General features: G+C 71.3%; 19 protein-coding genes and 1 pseudogene. 17 read left to right on the plus strand and 3 right to left on the minus strand.

Going from position 1 to position 26,198, the window contains the following annotated elements; genetic code table 11:
• The first annotated feature begins 109 nt into the window (after window positions 1-109).
• Window positions 110-1,390 carry a polysaccharide deacetylase family protein gene (locus ACZ6ZP_RS21250; protein WP_361467725.1) on the plus strand — a complete coding sequence of 427 codons (1,281 nt, stop codon included), beginning with the start codon at window positions 110-112 and terminating at the stop codon, window positions 1,388-1,390.
• Here the strand turns inward: ACZ6ZP_RS21250 and ACZ6ZP_RS21255 are convergent.
• Window positions 1,380-2,360, minus strand: a complete 981-nt coding sequence (locus ACZ6ZP_RS21255) for an ATP-binding protein (protein WP_361467722.1) — start codon at window positions 2,358-2,360, stop codon at window positions 1,380-1,382. The two genes, ACZ6ZP_RS21250 and ACZ6ZP_RS21255, sit on opposite strands and share 11 nt — an antisense overlap.
• 101 nt (window positions 2,361-2,461) lie before the next feature.
• Here ACZ6ZP_RS21255 and ACZ6ZP_RS21260 point away from each other — a divergent pair, with 101 nt between their 5' ends.
• Window positions 2,462-3,277: a Fic family protein gene (locus ACZ6ZP_RS21260; protein WP_383816079.1), complete on the plus strand. Its 816-nt coding sequence runs from the start codon at window positions 2,462-2,464 to the stop codon at window positions 3,275-3,277.
• Window positions 3,278-3,626: 349 nt separating this feature from the next.
• Here ACZ6ZP_RS21260 and ACZ6ZP_RS21265 read toward each other — a convergent pair whose 3' ends face one another.
• Window positions 3,627-4,466: an HAD family hydrolase gene (locus ACZ6ZP_RS21265; protein WP_351166900.1), complete on the minus strand. Its 840-nt coding sequence runs from the start codon at window positions 4,464-4,466 to the stop codon at window positions 3,627-3,629.
• A 520-nt stretch (window positions 4,467-4,986) separates the two neighbouring features.
• On the opposite strand from ACZ6ZP_RS21265, the gene ssd reads away from it, so the two are divergent.
• From ssd to ACZ6ZP_RS21300, 7 genes and pseudogenes are all read left to right on the plus strand, one after another.
• A complete protein-coding gene (gene ssd, locus ACZ6ZP_RS21270) occupies window positions 4,987-6,129 on the plus strand; it encodes a septum site-determining protein Ssd (RefSeq protein ID WP_351166898.1) in 1,143 nt (380 codons plus the stop codon).
• Window positions 6,126-7,313, plus strand: a complete 1,188-nt coding sequence (locus tag ACZ6ZP_RS21275) for a TadA family conjugal transfer-associated ATPase (RefSeq protein ID WP_351166896.1) — start codon at window positions 6,126-6,128, stop codon at window positions 7,311-7,313. Before ssd ends, ACZ6ZP_RS21275 begins: the two co-directional genes overlap by 4 nt.
• On the plus strand, window positions 7,310-8,185 hold the full coding sequence (locus tag ACZ6ZP_RS21280; protein WP_469407848.1) for a type II secretion system F family protein: 876 nt from the start codon (window positions 7,310-7,312) through the stop codon (window positions 8,183-8,185). Before ACZ6ZP_RS21275 ends, ACZ6ZP_RS21280 begins: the two co-directional genes overlap by 4 nt.
• Window positions 8,182-8,967 carry a type II secretion system F family protein gene (locus tag ACZ6ZP_RS21285; protein WP_469407850.1) on the plus strand — a complete coding sequence of 262 codons (786 nt, stop codon included), beginning with the start codon at window positions 8,182-8,184 and terminating at the stop codon, window positions 8,965-8,967. The genes ACZ6ZP_RS21280 and ACZ6ZP_RS21285 overlap by 4 nt, the downstream gene beginning before the upstream one ends.
• A gap of 126 nt (window positions 8,968-9,093) precedes the next feature.
• Window positions 9,094-9,327, plus strand: a complete 234-nt coding sequence (locus ACZ6ZP_RS21290; RefSeq protein ID WP_383816094.1) for a DUF4244 domain-containing protein — start codon at window positions 9,094-9,096, stop codon at window positions 9,325-9,327.
• A gap of 31 nt (window positions 9,328-9,358) precedes the next feature.
• Window positions 9,359-9,775 (plus strand): TadE family type IV pilus minor pilin, encoded by a 417-nt coding sequence (locus tag ACZ6ZP_RS21295; protein WP_469407852.1) that lies wholly within the window; start codon window positions 9,359-9,361, stop codon window positions 9,773-9,775.
• An 86-nt stretch (window positions 9,776-9,861) separates the two neighbouring features.
• A pseudogene (locus ACZ6ZP_RS21300) lies at window positions 9,862-10,185 on the plus strand (Rv3654c family TadE-like protein); the annotation flags it as partial.
• A gap of 225 nt (window positions 10,186-10,410) precedes the next feature.
• On the opposite strand, the gene ACZ6ZP_RS21305 reads toward ACZ6ZP_RS21300, so the two are convergent.
• Complete coding sequence (locus ACZ6ZP_RS21305; RefSeq protein WP_351166889.1) at window positions 10,411-12,885, minus strand: DEAD/DEAH box helicase; 2,475 nt, start codon at window positions 12,883-12,885, stop codon at window positions 10,411-10,413.
• An 80-nt stretch (window positions 12,886-12,965) separates the two neighbouring features.
• Here ACZ6ZP_RS21305 and bldG point away from each other — a divergent pair, with 80 nt between their 5' ends.
• The 8 genes from bldG (at window position 12,966) to tmk (ending at window position 25,994) form a co-directional block, all read left to right on the plus strand.
• Window positions 12,966-13,307, plus strand: a complete 342-nt coding sequence (gene bldG / locus ACZ6ZP_RS21310) for an anti-sigma factor antagonist BldG (RefSeq protein ID WP_003975386.1) — start codon at window positions 12,966-12,968, stop codon at window positions 13,305-13,307.
• A 113-nt stretch (window positions 13,308-13,420) separates the two neighbouring features.
• Window positions 13,421-13,858 (plus strand): ATP-binding protein, encoded by a 438-nt coding sequence (locus tag ACZ6ZP_RS21315; RefSeq protein WP_351166887.1) that lies wholly within the window; start codon window positions 13,421-13,423, stop codon window positions 13,856-13,858.
• 296 nt (window positions 13,859-14,154) lie between these two features.
• The gene (locus ACZ6ZP_RS21320; RefSeq protein WP_468614387.1) at window positions 14,155-16,563 is read left to right on the plus strand and encodes a sodium-translocating pyrophosphatase; all 2,409 of its coding nucleotides are present in this window, start codon (window positions 14,155-14,157) and stop codon (window positions 16,561-16,563) included.
• A gap of 210 nt (window positions 16,564-16,773) precedes the next feature.
• A complete protein-coding gene (locus ACZ6ZP_RS21325) occupies window positions 16,774-17,355 on the plus strand; it encodes a small secreted protein (RefSeq protein ID WP_351166883.1) in 582 nt (193 codons plus the stop codon).
• A 159-nt stretch (window positions 17,356-17,514) separates the two neighbouring features.
• Window positions 17,515-19,053, plus strand: a complete 1,539-nt coding sequence (locus ACZ6ZP_RS21330) for a class I SAM-dependent methyltransferase (protein WP_351166881.1) — start codon at window positions 17,515-17,517, stop codon at window positions 19,051-19,053.
• Between the two features lie 305 nt (window positions 19,054-19,358).
• The gene (locus tag ACZ6ZP_RS21335; RefSeq protein WP_351166879.1) at window positions 19,359-19,556 is read left to right on the plus strand and encodes a hypothetical protein; all 198 of its coding nucleotides are present in this window, start codon (window positions 19,359-19,361) and stop codon (window positions 19,554-19,556) included.
• A 286-nt stretch (window positions 19,557-19,842) separates the two neighbouring features.
• Entirely contained in the window at window positions 19,843-22,662 is a 2,820-nt protein-coding gene (gene topA / locus ACZ6ZP_RS21340) for a type I DNA topoisomerase (RefSeq protein ID WP_469407855.1), read from the plus strand.
• Window positions 22,663-22,796: 134 nt separating this feature from the next.
• The gene (tmk, locus tag ACZ6ZP_RS21345) at window positions 22,797-25,994 is read left to right on the plus strand and encodes a dTMP kinase (protein WP_469407856.1); all 3,198 of its coding nucleotides are present in this window, start codon (window positions 22,797-22,799) and stop codon (window positions 25,992-25,994) included.
• The last annotated feature ends 204 nt before the right edge of the window (window positions 25,995-26,198 follow it).

Raw genomic sequence — 26,198 nt, forward strand, 5'->3', positions numbered from 1 at the left:
ATGCCCCCGTGCGACGTTGGCGGCGCTGTCGGGCATTCCGGGCAATTGGCCCGTAGTGCCATCCCGAAGCCGACTCGAAGCCGACTTGAAGGAAGAAGGTGGGCGGAAGATGGCCGCCACCCAGAGGATCCAGCGGATCGCCGCGGGCATCACCGCCCTCGTGGCATGCGTCGCGGTACTGGCCGGTTGCGCGAGTGGGGACACCGGCGCCAAGGAGGGCGCGCACGGCGCCAAGAAGGCGTCCCCCGCCCCGGCCCCCAAGAGCGCGGTCCGCATGATCGGTGACGGCTCCACCGCCTTCACCGGCAGGCAACCGCACCTGCCCGAGCCCGCACGACTGAGACCCGGCCAGAAGCCGCCCCAGTTCGTGGTCTTCTCCTGGGACGGCGCGGGCGAGGACAGCCAGCGGCTCTTCTCGCACTTCCGCAAGGTCGCCAAGCGCAACAACGCCACGATGACGTACTTCCTCAGCGGCGTGTACATGCTCCCCGAGGCGAAGCGGAAGCTCTACGAACCGCCGCAGCACCTGGCCGGCAGCTCGGACATCGGCTTCAACGACCGCAAGGGAATCAAGGACACCGTGGAGCAGCTCCGCGGCGCCTGGCTGGAGGGCAACGAGGTCGGCACCCACTTCAACGGCCACTTCTGCGGCCCCGGCCGCGGCGTGGGCGAGTGGACGGTCGCCGACTGGAAGAGCGAGATCAACCAGGCCAAGTCCTTCGTGAAGGCCTGGAAGACGAACACGGGCATGAAGAAGGCGCAGCCGCTGCCCTTCGACTACGACAAGGAACTCATCGGCGCCCGCACGCCCTGCCTCGAAGGCCAGAAGAACTTCATGCGGGCGGCACGCGAACTGGGCTTCCGCTACGACACCAGCGGCGTCAACAACCAGATCTGGCCCAAGAAGAAGGAAGGCCTCTGGGACCTGTCGATGCAGCTGGTCCCGGTCCCGGGCCGCAAGTTCGAGACGCTCACCATGGACTACAACTTCATGGTGAACCAGTCGGGCACGACGTCCCAGGGCGACCCGAGCAAGCACGAGTACTGGGGCGACCAGATGCGTGACGGCCTGCTCCAGGGCTTCGACCGCGCCTACAAGGGCAACCGCGCCCCGCTGATCATCGGCAACCACTTCGAGTCCTGGAACGGCGGCACCTACATGCGCGCCATCGAGGAGACGATCGAGTCGGTCTGCACCAAGCGCGACGTGCGGTGCGTCTCCTTCCGGCAGCTCGCCGACTGGCTCGATGCCCAGGACCCGCAGACCGTGGAGCGCCTGACCAAACTCCCGGTCGGCAAGGCCCCGAAGGAGGGCTGGGCGTCGTTCCTCTCCGCCCAGCCCGCACCGGCCCCGAAGGGCGTCCCGGGCGCCCCGGCGGTCAAGCCGTAGCGACGGCTCGCTCACTGAGGACGAAGTCGGGGTCGACCTGGGCAGCCAGGTCGGCACCCGTCCGTTCGTTGCCCCAGCTCTGCGCGTTCTTCAGGTGGAAGTGGACCATCTGGCGGGTGTAGCGGTCCCAGTCCCTGCGCTCGTACGAGGTGTCGACGGCGCCCTGAAGTGCTTGCAGGGAGCGGCGGTTGTCGTCCTCGAGGAACTCGAACCGGGGCGGGCGGCCCTTCTCCATGGCACGCACCCAGTCCGAGTGCCCGACCGTCACCAGGAGGTCGTCGCCCACCTGCTCGCGCAGGAAGTCGATGTCGTCCTGGCCCTGCACCTTGTTGCCGACGACCTTGAGGTCGATGCCGAAGTCCCGTGCGTATTCCTTGTACTGGCGATAGACGGAGACCCCCTTCCTGGTCGGCTCGGCCACCAGGAACGTCATGTCGAAGCGGGTGAACATGCCGGACGCGAAGGAGTCCGAACCGGCGGTCATGTCGACGACCGCGTACTCGTCGCGACCGTCGACCAGGTGGTTCAGGAGCAGCTCCACCGCCCCCGTCTTGGAGTGGTAGCAGGCGACACCGAGGTCGGCTTCGGTGAACGGCCCTGTGACCATCAAACGCACCGCTGCGTCGTCGAGTTCCACCGGCCGCGCGCAGGCGTCGTACACGGGGTTGTCCTCGCGCACCCGCAGGATTCGCGAACCCTCGCCGGGCGGCGTCGTCTTGATCATTGTGTCGGCGGAGGCGATCCGCGGATTGGAGCCCCGCAGATAGTCCTTGATGAGGGGCAGGCGCGCGCCCATGGCGGGCAGCTCGGCGGCGTCCGCCTCGTCGAGCCCGAGGGCGGGGCCCAGGTGCTGGTTGATGTCGGCGTCCACCGCGAGGACCGGTGCTCCGGTGGCGGCGAGGTGTCGGATGAAGAGCGAGGACAGCGTGGTCTTGCCGCTGCCGCCCTTCCCTACGAAAGCGATCTTCATGTTCACCAAGGGTAGCCGGACGATTACCTGCCGTATCGATGCGGCGTGAAGAAGACCACTCCTTCGTGGGGGGAGCGCCAGGGGTGCGTAGGGTCGTACTCATGAGTACGACAGCCGATCCGCTCGCGGCCCTGGGCGCACTGCCCGGCGTGGCCGACTCCGTGGACTCCGTGCGCAAGGCCGTGGACCGGGTCTACGGCCACCGGATCATGCGGCGCCGCAGCAACGAGATCACCTCCGAGGCGGCGCTGCGCGGCGCGCGGGGCTCGGCGGCGCTCTCCGGTGCCGACTGGGCACTCGAAGAGGTGCGCCGACGCAGTGACTTCAGTGTCGAGGGTGATGCCCGAACGGTCGGCGCGGCCCTGCGGCTGACCGCGGAGGCCGGCCAACTCCTGTCCATCTGGCGGCAGTCGCCGCTCCGGGTCCTCGCGCGCCTCCACCTGGTCGCCGCGGCGGAGAACGACGAGGCGGCGGGGCGTCCGCGGCTGGCGGGCGAGCCGGTCGACGAGCCGCTGGTCGAACTGGACGTGCCGGACTCCGACGAGGTGGCGGGCCGCCTGGAGGGACTCTCGCAGCTGATCATCGCGGGCGGCTCCGCGCCGGCCCTGGTGACGGCGGCCGTGGTGCACGGCGAGCTGCTCAGCCTGCGCCCCTTCGGCTCGCACAACGGCCTGGTCGCGCGGGCGGCCGAGCGCATCGTCCTGGTGGGCAGCGGCCTCGACCCGAAGTCGGTGTGCCCGGCCGAGGCGGGGCACGCGGAGCAAGGGCGGGCGGCCTACGTGGGGGCGCTCGACGGCTACGCGTCCGGGACGCCGGAAGGAATGGCGGCCTGGATCGCCCACTGCGGGCGCGCGGTCGAACTGGGGGCCAGGGAGTCGACGGCGGTCTGCGAGGCGATGCAGCGCGGCGCGGCCTGAGGGCCTTGCGGGCGCTTACGGGTGCCTGCGGACGCTTACGGAAAGGGCCCTGAACAGGGTTGCGGCGGTACGAGAACTCGTACCGCCGCTGGCATGTTCACCGTGTTACCAAGCGTCCTCGAAAGTTTGCCCATCAGGTCGGGAACTTTGCCCGTCACCTGGTGCGGCTGGCCCGTAATCGACGGGTCGACGTCGCGTGGGTGCTCGGTGTTCATGCTCGGTCCGTGGGGCCTTGGTTGCGTTTAAAGGTAATCCTCTCGGATGTCCTTGGTCTCGCGGGCCGTTGACTCCTTTGTACTCCTGTCCTGGGGTAAGCGGAAGTCCTGGCACTACTTCTTTACTTTTAGGTTCAAACAAGGGTGAATCGGGCGCTTGAGGTCCGGCGCCGACTCACGAACCACACGAGCCCCGCCGTGGCCGCCGCGGCGCTCACGGCCGCCACCGCGACGACCGCGGGCCGGGACGGCTTCTGGCGCCGCTCCTTGAGCCGGACGGGTCGGTGGAAGTCGAGAATCGGCCACCCGCGCGCGAGAGCCTCGCGGCGCAGTGCGCGATCGGGGTTGACCGCGTGCGGATGCCCCACGGACTCGAGCATCGGGAGATCGGTCGCCGAGTCGCTGTAGGCGTGACAGCGATCGAGGTCGTACCCCTCGGACTCCGCGAGTTCCTTGATCGCCGCCGCCTTGGTGGGGCCGTAGGCGTAGTACTCCACCTCGCCGGTGAAGCAGCCGTCGTCGCCGACCACCATCCGGGTCGCCACCACGCGGTCGGCCCCCAGGAGTTCGCCGATCGGCTCGACCACCTCGGCGCCCGAGGTGGAGACGATGACGACGTCCCGCCCCGCGGTGTGGTGCTCCTCGATGAGGGACGCGGCCTCGTCGTAGATGATCGGGTCGATCAGGTCGTGCAGCGTCTCGGCGACGATTTCCTTGACCTGCTGCACGTTCCATCCGCGGCAGAGCGCGGACAGGTACTCGCGCATCCGCTCCATCTGGTCGTGGTCGGCTCCGCCTGCGAGGAAGACGAACTGTGCATATGCAGTTCGCAGTACCGCCCTGCGGTTGATCAGGCCGCCTTGGTAGAACGACTTGCTGAAGGTGAGAGTGCTCGACTTCGCAATGACCGTCTTGTCCAGGTCAAAGAAGGCGGCTGTCCGGGGCAAGGAGTGGTTTTCCACGAGCCCGAGCATAGGCGCCCACCATTCGGCGTAAGGTGAGGCGCGTGGGTTTGCCTGAGAAGGCTCTCGGGTACACCATGGAAGTCACGGATCGTTCGCGACCGTGCTAACCCGGTCTGGCTCCTCCCCCCCCGAGTCGGACCGTGGGGACGACCCCCGCTCTCCCCCCCGGCGGGGGTCGTCGCATGTCCGGATGGGTTTTCCGGGCCTCTTCCGACCCTTATCTGATCGCCTGGCGGCTGCTGGCAGCCGTTGTGGCGATCTTTTTGCATGCCCAAGATTCGTCACTGTGTGTAGTCGTCAGGCTGCTCTGTGGAAGTCTTCGAGATGTCACCGGTATGGGTGATGGGGATATTCACAGCCCCCGCCTTGTCCACAGTTATTGACCAAGATCCACACGTTATCCGCGATCGCTGCACGCTGATTCCGCTCGTTCTGCACGCGAAGTTCATGGCCGGATTGCTTTGGCCGGCTCATCGCCCATGTGGAGCGCGGCATTCAACGGGCTTGCAGTGAGAGGGGGCTGGGGATCGTGGCTGGAGTGATTACGCGTGACGGGCCGCCGTCGTCCGATGGACGGCAGGGCGGACCGCTGATCGTCACGGAAGATGTGGACCTGCTGGACGACCTGCTGCGGCTGTGCGCCGCCGCGGGAGCGCGGCCCGAGGTGCGGCACGGCGTGCCGGAACGCAGGGGCGGCTGGGACACGGCGCCGCTCGTCCTTGTCGGGGACGACGCGGTGGACCGCGTGCGGGGAGCCGGGCGCAGGCGCGGGGTCGTGCTGGTCGGACGGGATCAGGACGACTCCGGGGTCTGGCAGCGCGCGGTGGAGATCGGCGCCGACCATGTGCTGGTCCTGCCCGACGGCGAACGATGGCTGGTGGACCGCATCGCCGATGTCGCCGAGGGCGTGGGGCGGCCCGCGCTCACGGTGGGAGTGATCGGCGGCAGCGGCGGAGCCGGTGCGTCCACCCTGGCGTGCGCCCTGGCCGTCACGGCGGCCCGCGCTGGGCGGCGCACGATGCTCGTGGACGCCGACCCGCTCGGCGGCGGGCTGGATGTGCTCCTTGGCGGCGAGACGGCCGACGGTCTTCGCTGGCCGGCGTTCGCGCAGTCCAGGGGCCGGGTGGGCGGAGGCGCGCTCGAGGAGTCGCTGCCCGAGCTGCATGCCCTGCGGGTCCTGAGCTGGGACCGGGGCGACGCGGTGGTCATCCCGCCCGAGGCCATGCGGGCGGTGATCGCCGCCGCTCGCAGGCGGGGCGGGGTGGTCGTCGTGGATCTGCCGCGCCGCGTGGACGAAGGGGTGGCCGAGGCGCTGGCCCAGGTGGATCTGGGGCTCATGGTGGTGCCCGCGGAGCTGCGTGCGGTGGCGGGCTCCCGGCGGGTCGCGTCGGCGGTGGGGATGGTGCTGCGGGATCTGCGGGTGGTCGTCGGCAGGGGCGGCACCGGTCGCACCGGGGGCGGCGGACTCGACGGCCTCGGTGGCTTCGACGCGGAAGAGGTGGCGCGGCTGCTCGGCCTCCCGCTCGTCGGTGAGCTGCCACGGGAAGCGGGACTGCTGGCCGCGCAGGCCGGCGGAATGCCGCCCGGAGGTGTCGCACGGGGGCCGCTGGCGCGGTTCTGCGCGGCCTTCTGGGATCGGGTTCCGGTCGATGCCACCGGAGGCGGATCATGAGCGCCGCCGTCGGGGCCGTCGTGGGGGCCAGGATGCTGGACGGAGTGCGCCAGTGGCTCGCGGAGAACGGGACCGAGCCGACACCGGCCCGCGTCGCCGAGGCGCTGCGGGCCCAGGGCAGGGTCCTCGGCGACGCGGAAGTCCTGGGGGCGGCGGCGCAGCTGCGCTCGGAGCTGGTGGGCGCGGGGCCCCTGGAGACACTGCTCGCGGACGACTCGGTGACCGATGTGCTGGTGTCCGCACCCGACCGGGTCTGGGTGGACCGCGGCGGGGGCCTGGAACTGACCGGGGTGTCCTTCGGGGACGCGGCGGCGGTCCGGCGGCTCGCCCAGCGGCTCGCGGCCGTGGCCGGACGCCGGCTCGACGACGCCAGGCCCTGGGTGGACGCGCGGCTCCCGGACGGAACCCGCCTGCACGCGGTGCTGCCTCCGGTCGCCGTCGGGTCGACGTGCCTCTCCTTGCGTGTCGTACGGCCCCGGGCCTTCACCCTCGCGGAACTGACAGCGGCGGGGACGGTGCCGCCGGGCGGGGACCGGGTGCTGCGCGCCCTGCTCGACGCCAGGCTCTCGTACCTGATCAGTGGCGGTACGGGTTCGGGCAAGACGACGCTCCTGAGCGCGCTCCTGGGCCTTGTCGGGCCGGGGGAGCGGATCGTGCTCGCCGAGGACTCGGCGGAGCTGCGCCCGGAACACCCGCACGTGGTGCGTCTCGAGGCCAGGCCCGCGAATCAGGAGGGCGCCGGTCAGGTCGGCCTGGACGACCTGGTGCGCCAGGCGCTGCGGATGCGTCCCGACCGGCTGGTCGTGGGCGAGGTGCGGGGCGCGGAGGTGGTCCATCTCCTTGCCGCTCTGAACACGGGTCATGAGGGCGGCTGCGGCACGGTCCACGCCAACGCCGCCAGCGATGTGCCCGCCCGCCTGGAGGCACTGGGCACGGCGGCCGGGCTCGACCGGGCGGCGCTGCACAGCCAGTTGGCGGCCGCGCTGTCGGTGGTGCTCCATCTCGTACGGGACCGGGCGGGACGGCGGCGGATCGCCGAGGTGCACGTCCTGGAGCGCGATCCGTCCGGCCTCGTGGTGACGGTGCCCGCGCTGCGGTGGGGCGAGAAGGAGTTTGTCCGGGAGCGGGGCTGGGAGCGGCTGGACTCGCTTCTGGCGGGCGGTGGTTGGAGTGGTGGGGGATGAGTGCGGCGGGGGTGGCGGCGGCGGTGTGCGCGGGAAGCGCGGCCTGGCTGATGGTCGGGCGGGCCCACGGGCTGCGGCGGACGCGGGCGGTGCTCGCGGACGGCGGCGAGCTCGCACCGGGGGACGCGGCGTGGCGGCGGGCGGTGGCCTTCGCCGGCGGACGGATGCGGCACGAGTGGTGGGCCCTGGCGGGCGGGGCGGTGGTCGCACTGCTCGGGGAATCCGTGGTCCCGCTGGTCCTGGGGGCGGCAGGGGTTCCGCTGCTACGGCGCGTACGGCGGGCCAGAGATGCGCGCCTCGAAGGGGAGCGGCGGGACACCGCGGTGATCGCGTTGTGCGGGGCGCTGGCGGGAGAGGTGCGGGCGGGGCGGCAGCCGGGCGAGGCGCTGAGGACCGCGGCTGGTGGAGGCCTCGGGCTTGCTGATGCCGGAGCCTGGGCCGGGCTCGGTGAGGCGCGGGCCGGGGTTCTTGCGGCGGCGCGGTTCGGCGGGGATGTGCCGAGGGCGCTTGAGGAGGCGGCGCGGGAGCCGGGCGCGCAGGGGCTGCTGGGGCTCGCGGCGTGCTGGCGGGTGGCGGTGGACCGGGGCGCCGGGCTCGCGGCGGGGCTCGAACGGCTGGAGGGCGCGCTGCGGGCCGAGCGCGATCAACGTGCGGATTTGCGAGCCCAGTTGGCGGGGGCGCGGTCGGCAGCGGTGATGCTCGCGGGGCTTCCGGTCCTGGGGCTGCTCATGGGAAGCGCGCTCGGGGCGGCACCGCTGCGGGTGTTGCTGCACACCGGGGCGGGGCTCGGATGTCTGGCGGTCGGCGGGGTTTTGGAGGGCGTCGGCGTGTGGTGGGCGCTGCGGATCGTGCGGGGAGCGGAGGAGCGATGAGTCTCGATGTCCAGAAGCTGGGGGTGGCCGTGTGGGGAGTTGCGGCCGTGCTGTGGCTGATGTCGGCGGTCCTTGCGGCGCGGCGCGAGCGGGCGGTGCGGGGGCGTGCGGGAGTCGTCCTGGGGGTGGCGGAGCGGCCGCCGCCAGGAGTCTCGTCCGGGCGGTGGTTCCGGTGGCGGGGCGCGGTGCGGGGGTGGCCGGCGGTGGTCGGAGCGGTGTGCGCCGGATGGGTGCTGGTGGGCGGTGTTCCGGGGTGCCTCGTGGGGTTGGGCGCCGGGTACGGCGTGTGGCGTTGGCGGCGGGGGCGGGGGGTGCGCGACGCGGAGTTCGACGCCGGTGAGGCGGCTCGGCAACTGCCCTTGGCGGCAGACCTGTTGGCGGCCTGTGTCGCTGCGGGCGCGGGGCCCGTCGTGGCTGCTCAGGCTGTCGGCGATGCGCTCAAGGGGCCGGTCGGGGAGCGGCTCGCGCAGGGGGCCGCAGAGGTGCGGCTCGGCGCTGCACCAAGCGACGCGTGGCGGAAGTTGGGCGCGATACCGGGCGCGGGGGCGCTGGCCCGCCTGCTGGAGCGGGCGGGGGAGTCAGGGGCGCCTGCGGCGGAATCGGTGGCGCGCCTCGCCGCGGACTGCCGCGCGGAACGGGGCCGTACGGCGACGGCGGCGGCGCGCAGGGCCGGCGTCCTGATGACCGCGCCGGTGGGGCTGTTCTTCTTGCCCGCATTCATCGCGGTGGGGGTGCTGCCTGTGCTGATCGGCCTGGCGGGTGGCTTGTTGAGCGGCATCTGAAGCGGAGTTTGGACCGGCTTCTGGGCGGCCTCTGAGCGGCTCGACGGCCGAGCTGTTGAACGGCCGAGTTGTTGGACGGCGGTCTCGTGAGGTGGGGCTGCCGTGACGTGAACGGACCGAAAAATCATGGGGGTTGCGATGTGGGGACAGCTGTGTGCGCGGGCGCGGGCGCGGGCTCGGGCGCTGCGGTGCAGGGCACGTGCGGTGCGGAAGGACGCGGGGATGGTCACTTCGGAGTACGCGATGGGGCTGATCGCGGCGGTGGGGTTCGCCGGACTGCTCTACAAGGTGGTGACGAGCGGGCAGGTCAGGGCGGCGCTGCAGGCGGTCGTGGAGAAGGCGCTCGATGTCCAGTTCTGAGGTGCCCCGTTCTGAGGTTCCCAGGTCTGAGATGCCCCGTTCTGGGCGGGTGCGGGGCGGCCGGGGCGGTCGGGGCCGCCGGTGCCGTCACGGAAACGGGGACGACGGGTTCGTGACGGCCGAGGCCGCCGTGGTGCTGCCCACGCTCGTGCTGTTCACGATGGCCCTGGTCTGGGCGTTGCTGGCCGCGTCCGCGCAGATCCAGTGCGTGGACGCGGCACGGGCCGGGGCTCGCGCGATGGCCCGGCAGGACCCCGAGAGCGCGGCCGTGGCGGCGGCTCGGCAGGCGGCGCCGCGTGGTGCGTCGGTGGCCGTGCGGCGGGACGGCGACCTGGTGCGGGTGGAGGTCGTGGCGGAATCGCCGGGGCCCCGGGCGCTTGGGCTCGGGCTGCGGTTGCGGTCGGAGGCGGTGGCGTTGGCCGAGGAGACGTTGGGGGTGGGCGCGTGAGGGGGCGGGGCTGGTTCCGGACCGGCGGGGCCGCGTCGGACCGGGGAGCCCGGCGGGGCGGCTTTCGAACCGCCGGGGTCGCGTCGGACCGGGGAGCCGCCACGGTGTGGGTCGTCGTCGTGATGGCCGTGCTGTGCGTGGTCTGCGGGGCGGTCCTCGCGATGGGGCAGGTGATCGTCGCCCGCCATCGAGCGGGCGGCGCGGCCGACTTGGCGGCGCTCGCGGCGGCGGACCATTGGATGGAGGGGCGTTCCGGGGCGTGTGCCAAGGCCGGGCGGGTGGCCGAGGCACAGGGGACGCGCATCGTGCGGTGCGCGGTGCACGGCGAGATCTCGGACGTCACCGCGGCGGCGGGCTTCGGCCCGTTCGCGGCGGAGGTCAGATCCAGGGCGGGCCCGGCGGGCCCGGCGGGCCCGGTTGCTCCGGCGGCGGCAGCGGGGGCTGTGGCGGGTGCGGGGTGGCGGGCGGACATGCGGTTGCCGCAAGCCGCCGGAGGGCTGTCAGACGCCGATGTGGCGCCTGCTGGGCGGAAGCCAGAGGTGAGGGCAGGGCGCTCGGCGCCCGGGCGGGCAGACGAAGGCCCGGCGCCGGGCGGCAGCTGCTCCCCAGGAGGTGGGTGCGTCCTTAGCCGTTCCTCAGGAGGCGGGTGCGTCCTTGAGCGGGGCGGGCGCGTCCTTGAGCAGGGTGGTGAGGAGGCGGACGGCGCCGCGTTTGTGCAGGGGGTCGTTGCCGTTGCCGCACTTCGGGGACTGGATGCAGGAGGGGCAGCCCGCCTCGCACTCGCAGGAGGCGATGGCCTCGCGGGTGGCGGTCAGCCACTCGCGGGCCGTGTGGAAGGCCCGCTCGGCGAAGCCCGCGCCGCCCGGGTGGCCGTCGTACACGAACACGGTCGGCAGGAGCGTGTCCGGATGCAGCGGCACGGAGACGCCGCCGATGTCCCAGCGGTCGCAGGTCGCGAAGAGCGGCAGCATGCCGATGGAGGCGTGCTCGGCGGCGTGCAGGGCGCCGCCGAGGATCTCCGGATTGACGCGGGCGGCGTCCAGCTGGTCCTCGGTGACCGTCCACCAGACCGCGCGGGTGCGCAGGGTGCGGGGCGGCAGGTCCAGCTTCGTCTCGCCGAGGACCTCACCGGTGATGAGCCTGCGGCGCAGGAAGGAGACGACCTGGTTGGTGACCTCGACGGAGCCGTAGCAGAGGCGGCCGGAGCCCCAGGGGATCTCGGTGTCCGTCTCCAGGATGGAGATGGCCGTGGTGTCGCGGGCGGTCGTGGAGTAGGGCGGCCCGGCCTCCTCGACCAGGGCGACCGAGTCCTCCAGGTCCAGGCGGCGCACGAGATAGGTCCGGCCCTGGTGGAGGTGGACCGCGCCCTCGTGGACGGCGGTGTGCGCGGCGGACGCGTCGACGGTGCCGAGCAGCCTGCCCGTGCCCTCCTCGACGATCTGGATGGGCTTGCCGCCCTCGCCGCGGATGTCGGTGAGGTCGGCGGCCCGCTCCCGGCGGGTCCAGTGCCAGGCCTTCGTGCGGCGGCGCAGCAGCTTCGCGGCCTCCAGCTGCGGGAGCAGGTCCTCGGTGGCCGGGCCGAAGAGGATCAAGTCGTCGTCCGTGAGCGGGAGTTCCGCGGCGGCCGCGCAGAGGTGGGGCGCGAGGACGTACGGGTTGTCGGGGTCAAGGACCGTCGACTCCACCGGCTGCTGGAACAGCGCTTCGGGGTGGTGGACGAGATACGTGTCCAGCGGGTCGTCACGGGCGACGAGGACGGCCAGCGCGCCCTGCCCGGAGCGCCCGGCGCGGCCCGCCTGCTGCCAGAGCGAGGCGCGGGTCCCCGGATAGCCGGCGATGATCACGGCGTCCAACCCGGAGACGTCCACGCCGAGTTCGAGGGCGGTGGTGGCCGCGAGGCCGAGCAGTTCGCCCGAGTGCAGGGCGCGCTCCAGGGCGCGGCGTTCCTCGGGGAGATATCCGCCCCGGTAGGCGGCCACGCGGCGGGCCAGGGAGCGGTCGACCTCGGCGAGGCGTTCCTGGGCGATCACCGCGATCAGCTCGGCGCCGCGCCGGGAGCGTACGAAGGCGACCGAGCGGACTCCCTGGACGGTCAGGTCGGTCAGCAGGTCGGCCGTCTCGGCGGTGGCGGTGCGGCGGACGGGGGCGCCCTTCTCGCCATGCAGTTCGGTGAGCGGGGGCTCCCACAGGGCGAAGACGAGGTCGCCGCGGGGTGAGGCGTCGTCGGCGACCTCCTGCACGGGAAGCCCGATGAGGCGTTCCGCGGAGCTCGCCGGCTCGGCGGAGGTGGCGGAGGCGAGGAGGAAGACGGGGTCGGAGCCGTAGCGGGCGCAGAGGCGGCGCAGGCGGCGCAGGACCTGGGCGACGTGCGAGCCGAAGACGCCGCGGTAGGTGTGGCACTCGTCGATGACGACATAGCGCAGGGAGCGCAGGAAGGAGGACCAGCGGGGGTGGGACGGGAGTATCCCGCGGTGCAGCATGTCGGGGTTGGTCAGGACGTAGTTGGCGTACTGACGTACCCATTCGCGTTCTTCGACGGGGGTGTCGCCGTCGTACACGGCGGGGCGGATCGCGTTGCCCAGGGGCGCCGCCAGTTCGCGCACCGCGCGGCGCTGGTCGGCGGCCAGGGCCTTGGTCGGGGCCAGGTACAGCGCGGTCGTGCCGCGGCCGTTGGGGGCCTCCGAGCCGTCCAGGAGGGCCGAGAGGACGGGGGTGAGGTAGGCGAGCGACTTTCCCGATGCGGTTCCGGTGGCGACGATGACCGATTCGCCGTCCAGGGCGTGCTCGGCGGCGAGCGCCTGGTGGGCCCAGGGATGCTCGATCCCTGCCGACTGGACCGCGGAGACGACCTCGGAACGGATGCGATCAGGCCAGACTGCATATCGGGCCTCGCGCGGGGGCAAGTGCTCCGTATGAGTGACGCGCGAAGCACGGCTCGGCCCCGCGGTGAGGCGGTCCAGGACCGCCCGCGGAGACGTGCGTACCGGGGCGCCCGAGGTGGGTCCGCCCGGTTGAGAAAAGTTGGCCATCGGCACCGAGTGTGTCACCGGCGGGATGGACAATGGTCCCAAGGCGTCGTGCACGCCTGCCGGTAAGTGATTGAATGCCATCGCGGCTGGCGATCCGTCCTGGGGGCTCTGCCGAGGTGTCCCGAGGGATGACCGCTCGATAGCAAGGTGCTGGAGGATCCGTGGACCTGTCCCTGTCGACCCGTACCGTCGGCGATCGTACGGTCGTCGAGGTCGGTGGCGAAATCGATGTTTATACCGCGCCCAAGTTGCGCGAACAGTTGGTCGAGTTGGTGAACGACGGCAGTTTCCACCTGGTCGTCGACATGGAGGGCGTGGACTTCCTCGACTCCACCGGGCTCGGCGTGCTGGTCGGCGGCCTGAAGCGGGTGCGTGCCCATGAGGGCTCGCTGCGCCTGGTCTGCAACCAGGAGCGCATTTTGAAGATCTTCCGCATCACCGGCCTGACCAAGGTGTTCCCCATTCACACCTCGGTCGAGGAAGCGGTCGCGGCCACCGACTGAGAGCCGGACGTCCCGGGTCGGCTGCTTGCGCGGCCCGGGAGTGGCAGAACAGCAGGGGACCGGGCCCTCGGCCCGGCCCCCTGACAGCACGCGCGTATGTCCGAGGGGGATGCATGGCCACCGTTGAACTCCGCTTCAGCGCGCTGCCCGAGCACGTCAGGACCGCCCGGCTCGTGGCGGCCGCGGTCGCGCGCAGGGCCGGAGTGGACGAGGCCGTCCTCGACGAGGTCAGACTCGCTGTCGGAGAGGCCTGCACGCGCGCCGTGGGGCTGCACCAGAGCAACGGCGTCTCGGCGCCGGTGCGGGTCGCCCTGATCGAGGACGAGAAGCAGTTCTCCATCGAGGTCGGCGACGAGGCCCCGCACGCGATTCCCGGCGACCGGGAACCCGGCTCCGGGCCCGGTGCGGGCGTCGATCCGGACGCCGAGGGTGAGGACGAGATGGGTCTCGCCGTCATCAGCGGGCTCGTGGACGACGTGGAGGTCACCGCGGGCGAGGGCGGCGGTCTCATCCGGATGACGTGGCCGACCACACCCGCGCCGCTTCTCTGACCCGGACCCGGCGGGTCCACCCACCCCCTCCTTCTCGTCGTATCAAGGTCTTGCTCCCGACTCGGGAGCAGGGCCTTTTTCTTTTGTGGATCATTGCCTCAGTCAATTGCCTCGGGACTGCCGACTGCCGTCAACGCTTTTGGGGCATTACCGCTTTCGGGTCCATTCTGCGGTCGCGATCATTTGCTGGGAAGCAATCTCGAGCCAATTCCGTTTGCGGCGCTCTGTTTTGATCAGGTTCCGCTCCCTACAATCCGTCCACATCTTGAGCTCAGCCCCAGCGTCAAGGAGGACGAATGGCGGGGCTTTCTTCCCCTCATCAGTTTGATCACCCCTCAACCTTCGCAGCCGCAGTACTGACCGACGACAACCGCCTCATCGTGATGGTCATCGCGGCCGTCGCGGTCGCGGCGCTCGCGGTCGCCTGGGTACTCGTACGCCAGGTACTCGCGGCCGACGAGGGCACCGACAGCATGAAGAAGATCGCGAAGGCGATCCAGGAGGGCGCCAATGCCTACCTCGGCAGGCAGTTGCGCACTCTCGGTGTTTTCGCCGTCGTGGTGTTCTTCCTGCTCATGCTGCTGCCCGCAGACGACTGGAATCAGCGTGCCGGCCGATCGATCTTCTTCTTGATCGGTGCGGTGTTCTCGGCGACCACCGGCTATATCGGCATGTGGCTCGCCGTACGCAGCAATGTTCGTGTGGCGGCAGCCGCACGAGAGGCCACTCCGGCGGAAGGTGAACCCGAAAAGGATCTCACCGCTGTTTCACACAAGGCCATGAAGATCGCTTTCCGCACGGGCGGCGTTGTCGGCATGTTCACGGTCGGGCTCGGTCTTCTGGGCGCCTCCACTGTGGTGCTGGTCTACGCGGCCGACGCGCCGAAGGTCCTCGAGGGCTTCGGCCTCGGGGCGGCGCTGATCGCGATGTTCATGCGTGTGGGCGGCGGCATCTTCACCAAGGCCGCCGACGTCGGCGCCGACCTGGTCGGCAAGGTCGAACAGGGCATTCCGGAGGACGACCCGAGGAATGCCGCGACCATCGCCGACAACGTGGGCGACAACGTCGGCGACTGTGCGGGAATGGCCGCCGACCTCTTCGAGTCCTATGCGGTGACCCTGGTCGCCGCACTGATCCTCGGCAAGGTCGCGTTCGGCGACGCCGGGCTCGCCTTCCCGCTGATCGTTCCGGCGATCGGCGTCGTGACGGCGATGATCGGCATCTTCGCGGTGGCGCCCCGGCGCTCCGACCGCAGCGGGATGACCGCCATCAACCGCGGGTTCTTCATCTCGGCGATCATCTCGCTGGTGCTCGTGGCCGTGGCGGTCTTCGTCTACCTGCCGTCGTCGTACGCCGACCTGGACGGCGTCAGTGACGCGACGATCGCGGGTCACGCCGGCGATCCGCGCGTTCTCGCGGTGGTCGCCGTCGCGATCGGCATCGTGATGGCCGCGCTGATCCAGCAGCTCACCGGGTACTTCACGGAGACCACCCGGCGGCCCGTGAAGGACATCGGCAAGACGTCGCTCACCGGCCCGGCCACCGTCGTTCTGGCGGGCATCTCGATCGGGCTCGAATCGGCCGTCTACACCGCGCTCCTGATCGGGCTCGGCGTGTACGGGGCGTTCCTGCTCGGCGGTACGTCGATCATGCTCGCCCTGTTCGCGGTGGCGCTCGCCGGAACCGGCCTGCTCACCACGGTCGGCGTGATCGTCGCCATGGACACCTTCGGTCCGGTCTCCGACAACGCGCAGGGCATCGCGGAGATGTCCGGCGACGTCGAGGGCGCGGGCGCGCAGGTGCTCACCGACCTGGACGCCGTCGGCAACACCACCAAGGCCATCACCAAGGGCATCGCCATCGCCACGGCCGTTCTCGCGGCCGCCGCGCTCTTCGGCTCGTATCGCGACGCCATCGCGACCGCGGCCAAGGACGTCGGAGAGAAGATGGGCGACGGCGCCCCGATGAACCTCGTGATGGACATCTCACAGCCCAACAACCTGGTCGGCCTGATCCTGGGCGCCGCGGTCGTCTTCCTCTTCTCGGGGCTCGCGATCAACGCGGTGTCGAGGTCGGCGGGAGCGGTGGTCTACGAGGTGCGGCGGCAGTTCCGCGAGCACCCCGGGATCATGGACTACTCCGAGGAACCGGAGTACGGGCGCGTCGTCGACATCTGCACCAAGGACGCGCTGCGCGAGTTGGCCACCCCGGGTCTGCTCGCCGTGCTGACACCGATCGCGGTCGGCTTCTCGCTCGGCGTCGGCGCGCTCGGCTCGTTCCTGGCGGGCGCGATCGGCACGGGCACGCTGATGGCGGTCTTCCTCGCCAACTCCGGCGGCGCCTGGGACAACGCGAAGAAGCTCGTCGAGGACGGCCACCACGGCGGCAAGGGCAGTGAGGCCCATGCCGCGGTGGTGATCGGTGACACCGTCGGTGACCCGTTCAAGGACACCGCGGGCCCGGCGATCAACCCGCTCCTGAAGGTGATGAACCTGGTGGCGCTGCTCATCGCGCCCGCGGTCGTCCAGTTCAGCTACGGGGACGACGCGAGCGCCGGGGTGCGGGCCGTGATCGCGGTGCTCTCGATCCTGGTCATCATCGGCGCGGTGTACGTCTCCAAGAGGCGAGGCATCGCCGTGGGCGACCAGGAGGAAGGTGGTGCGGAGCGAGTAGGCAACTCGGCTGACCCGGCCGTGGTTTCGTAACACCGGGTCAGACTCTGCCCAACACACGGGCGGGCGGCGCGTTTTGACGCGGCGTCCGCCCTTCGTGTGCCTGGCCGTGCGCCCGGTGAAACTCTCGTGAGCCTTCTCTCGCGCTCTCTGCTTGGTGCAAATGGCTTCAATAGGGGTGGTACCGGACCCCCGGCATGCGGTTGTAGCCCAGTTGGCGTGTAAGTTCCGGGGCCGAGAGCCATGGAAGGGACCAATCCGGTGAACAAGAAGCTTGCAGCCGCACTGTCCGGCGGTGCGGTACTGGTACTGGCGCTGTCGGGCTGCAGCGACGACGGCAACGAGAAGCTGGACTCCTGGGCCAAGGACGTCTGTGACTCGGTCCAGCCGCAGTCGAAGAAGATCGCCGCGGCCAACGCCGCGATCCAGAAGGAGACCTCGGACAACAGCTCGCCGGAGGACGTCCAGAAGACCGACTCCAAGGCGTTCCAGGACATGTCCGACGCCTACAAGGCGATGGGCACCGCCGTGAAGGACGCGGGTGCCCCGCCGGTCGACGGCGGTCAGAAGAAGACCGACGACGCGGTCAAGGAACTGAACGCCATCTCCAAGTCGTACGGCGACCTGAAGAAGAAGGTCGACGGCCTGGACACCAAGAACCAGGCGGACTTCGCGGACGGTCTCAAGAGCGTCGCGGGAGAGCTGGACAAGCTGAGCAAGAGCGGCAACGAGGCCCTTGAGAAGTTGCAGGAGGGCGAGGTGGGCAAGGCGATGAGCAAGCAGGACAGCTGCAAGTCCGCCAGCGCCACGCCTTCCGCCGCCTAGGGGTTGTCCCCTCTTTGACGTGCTGCCCCGGAGCCTGGGGGACTACCCGTCGGCTCCGGGGCAGCGTTGCGTCGAGCTGCGCCAGGGTGGGACCCGCCCTGCGGACGCCTGCCCGCAGCGGGGGCGGCTAGGAACGGCGTATCGGGTCACAATGAAGGGGTGAGTATCGCTAGCGCCCCCCTGCCCTCGTCCGATCGTGCCGACGTCTCCGCCCAGTTGCGCGAAGCCCTGCTGGCGGCCGACTTCACCGCTGATGGGCTGCTCGAGCTTCTCGGGGCGCCTGCCTACACGGCGCTCGCCCGCAGCGAGACGGTGCCCGCGCTGCGGGCCACCCGCGGCGAAGGGCCGCTGGAGACGCTCGTACGGCTCTTCCTGCTCCAGCGTTCCGTGCCGCACGCGCGCGTGGCGGCCGTTCTGCCCGTCGGCCCTCTACTGGAGGGCGGTTGGCTGTCCGCGGCGGACGGTGAGGGCGCGCTGAAGGCGACGGTGGACGTGCGGCCCTACGGCGGGCCCAGCGGCGAGGACTGGTTCATCGTCTCGGACCTGGGGTGCGCCGTCGGCGGTGCCGGTGGCATCGGCAGCCATGACGAAGGGGTCGTCCTCGGTGTCGGCGGGGCCTCGACGACGCTCGCCGGACTCACGGTGCGTGCACCGGTGGCCAGCGCTCTCGACCTCGGCACCGGCTCCGGGATCCAGGCGTTGCACGCCGCGCAACACGCCACCCGGGTGACCGCGACCGACCTCAACCCCCGGGCCCTGCACATCACACGGCTCACCCTCGCGCTCTCCGGGGCGCCCGAGGCGGACCTGCGCGAGGGCTCCCTCTTCGAACCCGTGGGCGAGGAGACGTACGACCTGATCGTGTCCAATCCGCCCTTCGTGATCTCTCCCGGGGCGCGGCTCACCTACCGCGACGGCGGGATGGGCGGGGACGATCTGTGCCGGTCGCTCGTTCAGCAGGCGGGGGAGCGGTTGAACGAAGGGGGGTACGCGCACTTCCTCGCCAACTGGCAGCACGTGGACGGCGAGGAGTGGACCGAGCGGCTCCGTTCCTGGGTGCCGCGCGGGTGCGACGCGTGGATCGTGCAGCGCGAGGTGCAGGACATCACGCAGTACGCCGAGCTGTGGCTGCGGGACGCCGGGGACCACCGCACGGACCCAGAGGAGTACGCGGCGCGGTACGACGCGTGGCTGGACGAGTTCGAGGCCCGCAAGACGCGCGCGGTCGGGTTCGGGTGGATCACGCTGCGCAAGACCGGTGCCGGAACGGGCGCAGGTGCCGCAGAGCCGTCCGTGACCGTGGAGGAGTGGCCGCACCCCGTCGAGCAGCCGCTGGGCGAGACGGTGCGGGAGCACTTCGCGCGCCAGGACTTCCTGCGGGCACACGACGACGCCGCGCTGCTCGCGGGGCACTTCAAGCTCGCGGACGAGGTCGTGCAGGAGCAGGTCGGGCTCCCCGGCGCCGAGGACCCCGAGCACGTCGTGCTGCGCCAGCACCGCGGGATGCGGCGGGCCACCAAGGTGGACACGGTGGGCGCGGGCTTCGCCGGTGTGTGCGACGGGACGCTGAGCGCGGGGCGGATCCTCGACGCGATCGCCCAACTGGTGGGGGAGGACCCCGTATTGCTGCGGGACCGCACGCCCGCGCAGATCAGGCTCCTCGTCGAGCAGGGCTTCCTGGAGCCTGCCGGGTCGTAGCGGCGCCGTGCGGGCCGTGAGGCGGGCCGCCGGTCCGTTGGCGGTACGCGTACGGCGTGTCTCGTACGTTTCGGGGACATCGCTCCCCCGTTCTGGGTGGGATGGATGGGCGTCGGCGACCGCTGGACGTACATCGAGAAGGTGGACTGTGCGAACCGCCGAGAGGTGACCGGTTCCGGTCGGGTCGGACCCGGCGCCGGCCGGTGATTCAGGCCGGGCGCCCTCCGTTCACCCGGGGTTCGCGCCCCGGCTTCCCGGGCGTGCCAGTTTCCCAATCCGGGAACTCAGTACGGGGAGGCAATGCCATGGAGAGCGGACCAGCGATCTTCGCGGGCACGGTATTCGCGCTGTTCGGAGCGGGGCTGCTGCTGTGGACCGGGGCACGCGTGGCGCACCGCTCGCCGGTCGCCCAGGGTGTGAACCCTGTCGCATCGGCGACACTCGCGGCGCTTGCCGGGTCGGGCGCGCTGATGCTCGGAGTGTGGTGTTTCACTCGGCTGTGACCGGAAGTGGTCGGTGGCCTCGGGACACGTACGGGCCGTAGGCCCGGCGCAGGTGCCGGGCCGGTACGGAGCCGACCGTGAAGCCGGTGGTGAAAGGGCAGGTCGCCACTCCGGGCGGCAGGAATGGCGGTAGTCGGGTTACCGTTCGAGTGGCCGTTGCGGGCTTTTCCCGTTTGACACGGGGGCGGGATGTACCGTCACACTCCGCAGCGTCAGCGCAACGCAAGCGCACCGAGCGAGGCCACGCAGCACGGCCACCGAGTACCGACCGGAGAGAAGAGCGAAGTTGTCCCCGACCAGCGAGACCGCAAAGGGCGGCCGCCGACTCGTCATCGTCGAGTCGCCTGCCAAGGCGAAGACGATCAAGGGTTACCTCGGCCCCGGCTACGTAGTCGAGGCGAGCGTCGGGCACATCCGCGACCTCCCCAACGGCGCCGCGGAGGTACCCGACAAGTACACCGGCGAGGTGCGCCGTCTCGGCGTGGACGTCGAGAACGACTTCGAGCCCATCTATGTCGTCAACTCCGACAAGAAGGCGCAGGTCAAGAAGCTCAAGGACCTGCTGAAGGACTCCGACGAACTCTTCCTCGCCACCGATGAGGACCGCGAGGGCGAAGCCATCGCGTGGCACCTCCTCGAGGTCCTGAAGCCCAAGGTCCCGGTCAAGCGGATGGTCTTCCACGAGATCACCAAGGCCGCGATCCAGGGCGCCGTCGCCAACCCGCGCGAGCTCAACAAGCGCATGGTCGACGCCCAGGAGACCCGCCGCATCCTCGACCGTCTCTACGGCTACGAGGTCTCGCCGGTCCTGTGGAAGAAGGTCATGCCGCGCCTGTCGGCGGGCCGTGTCCAGTCCGTGGCGACCCGCCTCGTCGTCGAGCGTGAGCGCGAGCGCATCGCCTTCCGCTCCGCCGAGTACTGGGACCTGACGGGCACCTTCGGCACCGGCCGCACCGGTGACGCGTCCGACCCCTCGCAGCTGGTCGCCCGCCTCACCACGGTCGACGGCAAGCGCATCGCGCAGGGCCGTGACTTCAACTCGGTCGGACAGCTCAAGTCCGACACGCTGCACCTGGACGAGGCGAACGCCCGTTCGCTCGCCGCGGCCCTGGAGAACACCCGGTTCGCGGTCCGCTCCGTCGAGTCCAAGCCCTACCGCCGCTCGCCGTACGCGCCGTTCCGTACGACGACGCTGCAGCAGGAGGCCAGCCGCAAGCTGGGCTTCGGCGCGAAGGCCACGATGCAGGTGGCCCAGAAGCTGTACGAGAACGGCTTCATCACCTACATGCGTACGGACTCCACGACGCTGTCCGACACGGCGATCACCGCCGCCCGCGCCCAGGTCACGCAGCTCTACGGCAGCGACTACCTGCCGGACAAGCCCCGCACGTACGCCGGGAAGGTCAAGAACGCGCAGGAGGCGCACGAGGCGATCCGTCCTTCGGGTGATCGTTTCCGCACGCCCGCCGAGACCGGCCTGACCGGCGACCAGTTCCGGCTCTACGAGCTGATCTGGAAGCGGACCGTCGCCTCCCAGATGAAGGACGCGGTCGGCAACTCCGTCACGGTCAAGATCGGTGGCACGGCCGCCGACGGCCGCGACGCCGAGTTCAACGCGTCCGGCAAGACCATCACCTTCCACGGCTTCATGAAGGCCTACGTAGAGGGCGCGGACGACCCGAACGCCGAGCTCGACGACCGTGAGCGCAGGCTCCCGCAGGTCAGCGAGGGCGACGCGCTGTCCGCCGACGAGATCTCGGTCGACGGCCACGCGACCAAGCCGCCGGCCCGCTACACCGAGGCCTCGCTGGTCAAGGAGCTCGAAGAGCGCGAGATCGGCCGCCCGTCGACGTACGCGTCGATCCTCGGCACGATCCTCGACCGCGGCTACGTCTTCAAGAAGGGCACGGCCCTGGTGCCCTCCTTCTTGTCCTTCGCCGTGGTCAACCTCCTGGAGACGCACTTCGGGCGGCTCGTCGACTACGACTTCACCGCACGCATGGAGGACGACCTCGACCGCATCGCGCGGGGCGAGGCCCAGGCCGTGCCGTGGCTGCGGCGCTTCTACTTCGGCGAGGGCGACGACGCGGGTGCCGCCTCCAACGCGGGCAACGGCGACGGCGACCACCTCGGCGGGCTCAAGGAACTGGTGACCGACCTGGGCGCGATCGACGCCCGGGAGATCTCCTCCTTCCCCGTCGGTGACGGCATCGTGCTGCGGGTCGGCCGCTACGGCCCGTACATCGAGCGCGGCGAGAAGGACGCGGAGGGCCACCAGCGCGCCGACGTGCCCGACGACATGCCGCCGGACGAGCTGACCGTCGAGTACGCCGAGGAGCTGCTCGCCAAGCCGAGCGGCGACTTCGCGCTCGGCACCGACCCCGCGTCGGGCCACGAGATCATCGCCAGGGACGGCCGCTACGGCCCGTACGTCACCGAGGTGCTCCCCGAGGGCACCCCGAAGACCGGCAAGAACGCGGTCAAGCCGCGGACGGCCTCGCTCTTCAAGTCCATGTCACTCGACACGGTGACGCTCGAGGACGCCCTGAAGCTGATGTCCCTGCCGCGCGTGGTCGGGACGGACGCCGAGGGCGTGGAGATCACCGCGCAGAACGGCCGCTACGGCCCGTATCTGAAGAAGGGCACGGACTCGCGGTCCATCGAGACCGAGGAGCAGCTCTTCAACATCACGTTGGACGAGGCCCTCGCGATCTACGCCCAGCCCAAGCAGCGCGGGCGGGCCGCCGCCAAGCCGCCGCTGAAGGAGCTCGGCGAGGACCCGGTCAGCGGAAAGCCGGTCGTCGTCAAGGACGGCCGCTTCGGGGCGTACGTCACGGACGGCGAGACGAACGCGACGCTGCGGGCGGCCGACAGCGTCGAGGACATCACCGCCGAGCGGGGCTACGAACTGCTCGCCGAGAAGCGGGCGAAGGGTCCGGCCAAGAAGACCGCCAAGAAGGCTCCCGCCAAGAAGACCGCCGCCAAGAAGACGGCAGCGAAGAAGACGGCCGCCAAGAAGACGACGGCCGCGAAGAAGACCACTACGAAGACGGCCGCCGCCAAGAAGACCGCGGCTTCGGCCGCGCAGGCGTCCGACGCCGAGTAGGCAGTCGGCCGTACAGGCAGTCGCGCGGCTGCGTACGTCACCTGGTGACGGCGCTGTGAAGGTGTGAACCGAAGGGGCGCCCGTTTGTTCGGGCGCCCCTTCGGAGTGTCACACCGTGCGGATAGGCTGGACGGATGACGCGTGCCGAGCAGCCACAGGCCGGAAACCCGGCCCCCGACGACGCCCTGGTCGCAGATTCCCGAGAGCGTGCTGTCCGCGCCTTGCTGCGCGTGCCGCAGCTGAAGCGCCTCTGGAGCGCTCAGCTCGTCGGCGGTGTCGGCGATGCCCTCGCCCTCCTTGTCCTGGTGGTGCTCGCGCTGCAAGCGGCCATCGCCGAGGGGGCGTTCGGGGGCGGCTATCGGGGGGTGGCGTTCGCCGTCACCGCCGTCTTCGGAGCACGCGTTCTCGCGACGCTGCTCTTCGGGGCGGTACTTCTGGGACCACTGAGTTCGATCACCTCGCCGGACGGTCCGCTCGACCGGCGCTGGACGATGGTCGTCTCGGACGGCCTGCGGGTCGCGCTGCTGATCGTCGCGCCGCTGTGGATCGACTGGACGCCGGACAACGCGCTGGCGGTCCTGCTCGTCACCGCCTTCGTGATCGGCGTCGCCGAGCGCTTCTGGACGGTCTGCCGGGAGAGCGCGGCGCCCGCGCTGCTGCCCGCGCCGCCCCTGGAGGGCGCGACGGTGCGGCCGCTGCCGGACCACATGGACGCACTGCGGCGCCTGTCGCTGCGTACGGGATTCATGGCGCTGCCCATCGCGGCCGCCGCGCTCGTCGCCGTCACGCTGATCGGGAACCTGCTCGGCGCCGGACTCGACTGGTTCGAGGTTCACCAGGCAGGGCTCGGCTCGTTCGTCGCCGCGGGACTCTTCGCGGCCTCGCTGTCGATCGTCTACTTCCTCGAACTTCCCGCCACGCAGACGCCACGCGCGCGTAGCCCGCTCGAAGGGCTGCGCAGGCCGCGCACCGGAAGCGGCGCAGACAAGGGCCGCACCGGCGCGATCCCGCTCCTGGTCGCCGCCTGCGCCGCGGTCGCCGGGGCCGTCGCGGCCTCCGTGGCGGTCGCCGTGCTGCACGCCAAGGACCTGGACGGCGGGCCCGTCACGTACGGCCTGATCGTCCTCGCGCTGACCGGCGGCACCGCCATCGGCATCCGCACCGCACCGTCCCTGCTGCCCACGCTCCCGCGCCGCCGGCTGCTCGCGCTCGCGATCGCCCTCACCGGCGTCGCGCTGCTCGCCGCGGGCCTCGTGCCCGACGTGACGACCGTGCTGCTGCTCCTGGTGCTCACCGGAGTGGCCGCGGGCGTCGCCGCGCACACCGGGCACGCGCTGCTCGACCAGGAGGTCGAGGACTACCGCAGGGCGCGTACCACGGAGCACCTCCAGGCGGTCGTACGCCTCTCCGTCGCGCTCGGCGCGCTCGTGGCCCCCGTGGTCGCGGCGGCGATCGGGCCGCACCGCTTCGTCAACGGCAAGTTCGTCTTCGACCACGGAGGCGCCGCCTTCACGCTGATGCTGGTGGGCGCGCTGCTCCTGCCGGTGGCCGCGCTGGTGCTCGCCAAGATCGACGACCGGCAGGGAGTGCCGCTGCGGCACGACCTGCGGGACGCGCTGCGCGGCGGCGACGACCCCGTGCAGGGGATCGCGGCCACGGGCTTCTTCATCGCCCTGGAGGGCGGCGACGGCGCGGGCAAGTCCACGCAGGCCGAGGCGCTCGCCGAGTGGATCAGGGCCAAGGGCCACGAGGTCGTCGTGACGCGCGAGCCGGGTGCCACGCCGGTCGGCAAGCGGCTGCGGTCGATCCTGCTCGACGTGTCGTCCGCCGGACTCTCGCACCGGGCCGAGGCACTTCTGTACGCAGCCGACCGCGCCGAGCACGTCGACACGGTCGTACGTCCCGCTCTTGAGCGAGGCGCGGTCGTCATCTCCGACCGGTACATCGACTCGTCCGTGGCCTACCAGGGCGCGGGGCGCGATCTGTCCCCGACCGAGATCGCCCGCATCTCGCGCTGGGCGACCGCGGGGCTCGTTCCGCACCTGACGGTGCTGCTCGACGTCTCCCCGGAGGCCGCCCGCGAGCGGTTCACCGAGGCGCCCGACCGTCTCGAGTCGGAGCCCGCCGAGTTCCACACGCGCGTGCGGTCCGGTTTCCTGACGCTCGCCGCGGCCGATCCGGGGCGCTATCTGGTGATCGACGCAGCCCAGGAGCCGGAGGCGGTCACGACCGTCGCCCGGCACCGGCTCGACCTGATGCTGCCGCTCTCCGAGGCCGAGGTGAAGGCGCAGGAGGAGGCCCGCAAGGCGGCCGAGGAAGAGGCGCGCCGCAAGGCCGAGGAAGAGGCCGCGCGCAAGGCCGAGGAGGAGCGCGTCGAGCGCGAGCGCCAGGAGCAGCTCGCCAAGCTCCTCGCCGAGGAGGAGGAGCGCAAGCGCCGCGAGCTGGAGGAGGCGCAGCGCCGCGAGGCCGAGCGGCAGGCCGAGGAGGCCAGGCAGCGCGCCGAGGAAGCCAAGCGCAAGGCCGAGGAGGAGCAGGCGCGACTGCTCGCCGAGGAGAAGGTGCGGGCGGCCGAGGAGGCGCGGCGCCGCCGGGAGGCGGAAGAGGAGGCGCGGCTTCGGGCCGAGGCCGAGGCGCGGCGGGTCGAGAAGCAGCGCAAGGCCGAGGAGGCGTTGCTGCGGGCCGAGGAGGCGCGGCGGTTGGCGGCGGCTTCGGCGGCCGCGGCCGCGGCGGCTTCGACGGCGACGTCTGCTTCCGCTTCGGCTTCCGCCTCCAGGCCGACCGGCGGTTCGGTCTCCAAGCCGGCTTCCAAGCCGGTCTCGAAGCCGGCGCCTGCTTCTGCCGGCGGGGACGCCCCGGACAACGAGACGACCGTGCCTACGCCCATCGTGAAGCCCGGCGCGGCTCCGGCTTCCGGCGCGGCTCCGGCTTCCGCCGCGGACGAGACGGCGGTGCTGCCCGCGGTGCGCGATGCCTCCGCCGCGGACGAGACGGCGGTGCTGCCGCAGCCGCCGGTGCCGGGGGCTGCCGACGAGACGGCCGTGCTGCCTTCCGTGCAGGAGGACAAGGTGCCGCCGGGCTACTTCCGCGACGAGCGGCCCGCGTCATCGCCCGAGCAGGGGTCCGCGTCCTCGTCCGGCGGCGGGAACGACCAGACCCGTGAGCTGCCCCAGGTCGACGAGCACGGGACGCCTCGACAGCGGCCCCGCTCGGACTGGGCGGAGGAGACTCCGCTGGACGATCTGCCCTCTCTGGCGGACGAGTTGCTGGGCGACCGGGATGAGGACGAGGACGACCGGGGGCGGAACGGCCGCAACGGACGCAGGGGGCGCTGAGCCTGTCTGAGAGCTCTCTGCGCCTCGCTGAACCGGCTCCCGCCGCGGGTGATCACACTGCCCGCGGCGGGAGCCGGTCCGCGTTGGCAGCGGGAGCCGGTCCGCGTTGTCAGTGGTGTGCTCCACAATGAATTCGACAGGGCGACGTGCAAGGTGCGAGGTGCGACGCAGGTGCAGATGCAGGATGTGCAGCGTGTTGCGGGG

This window comes from Streptomyces sp. NPDC054047, assembly GCF_055585065.1.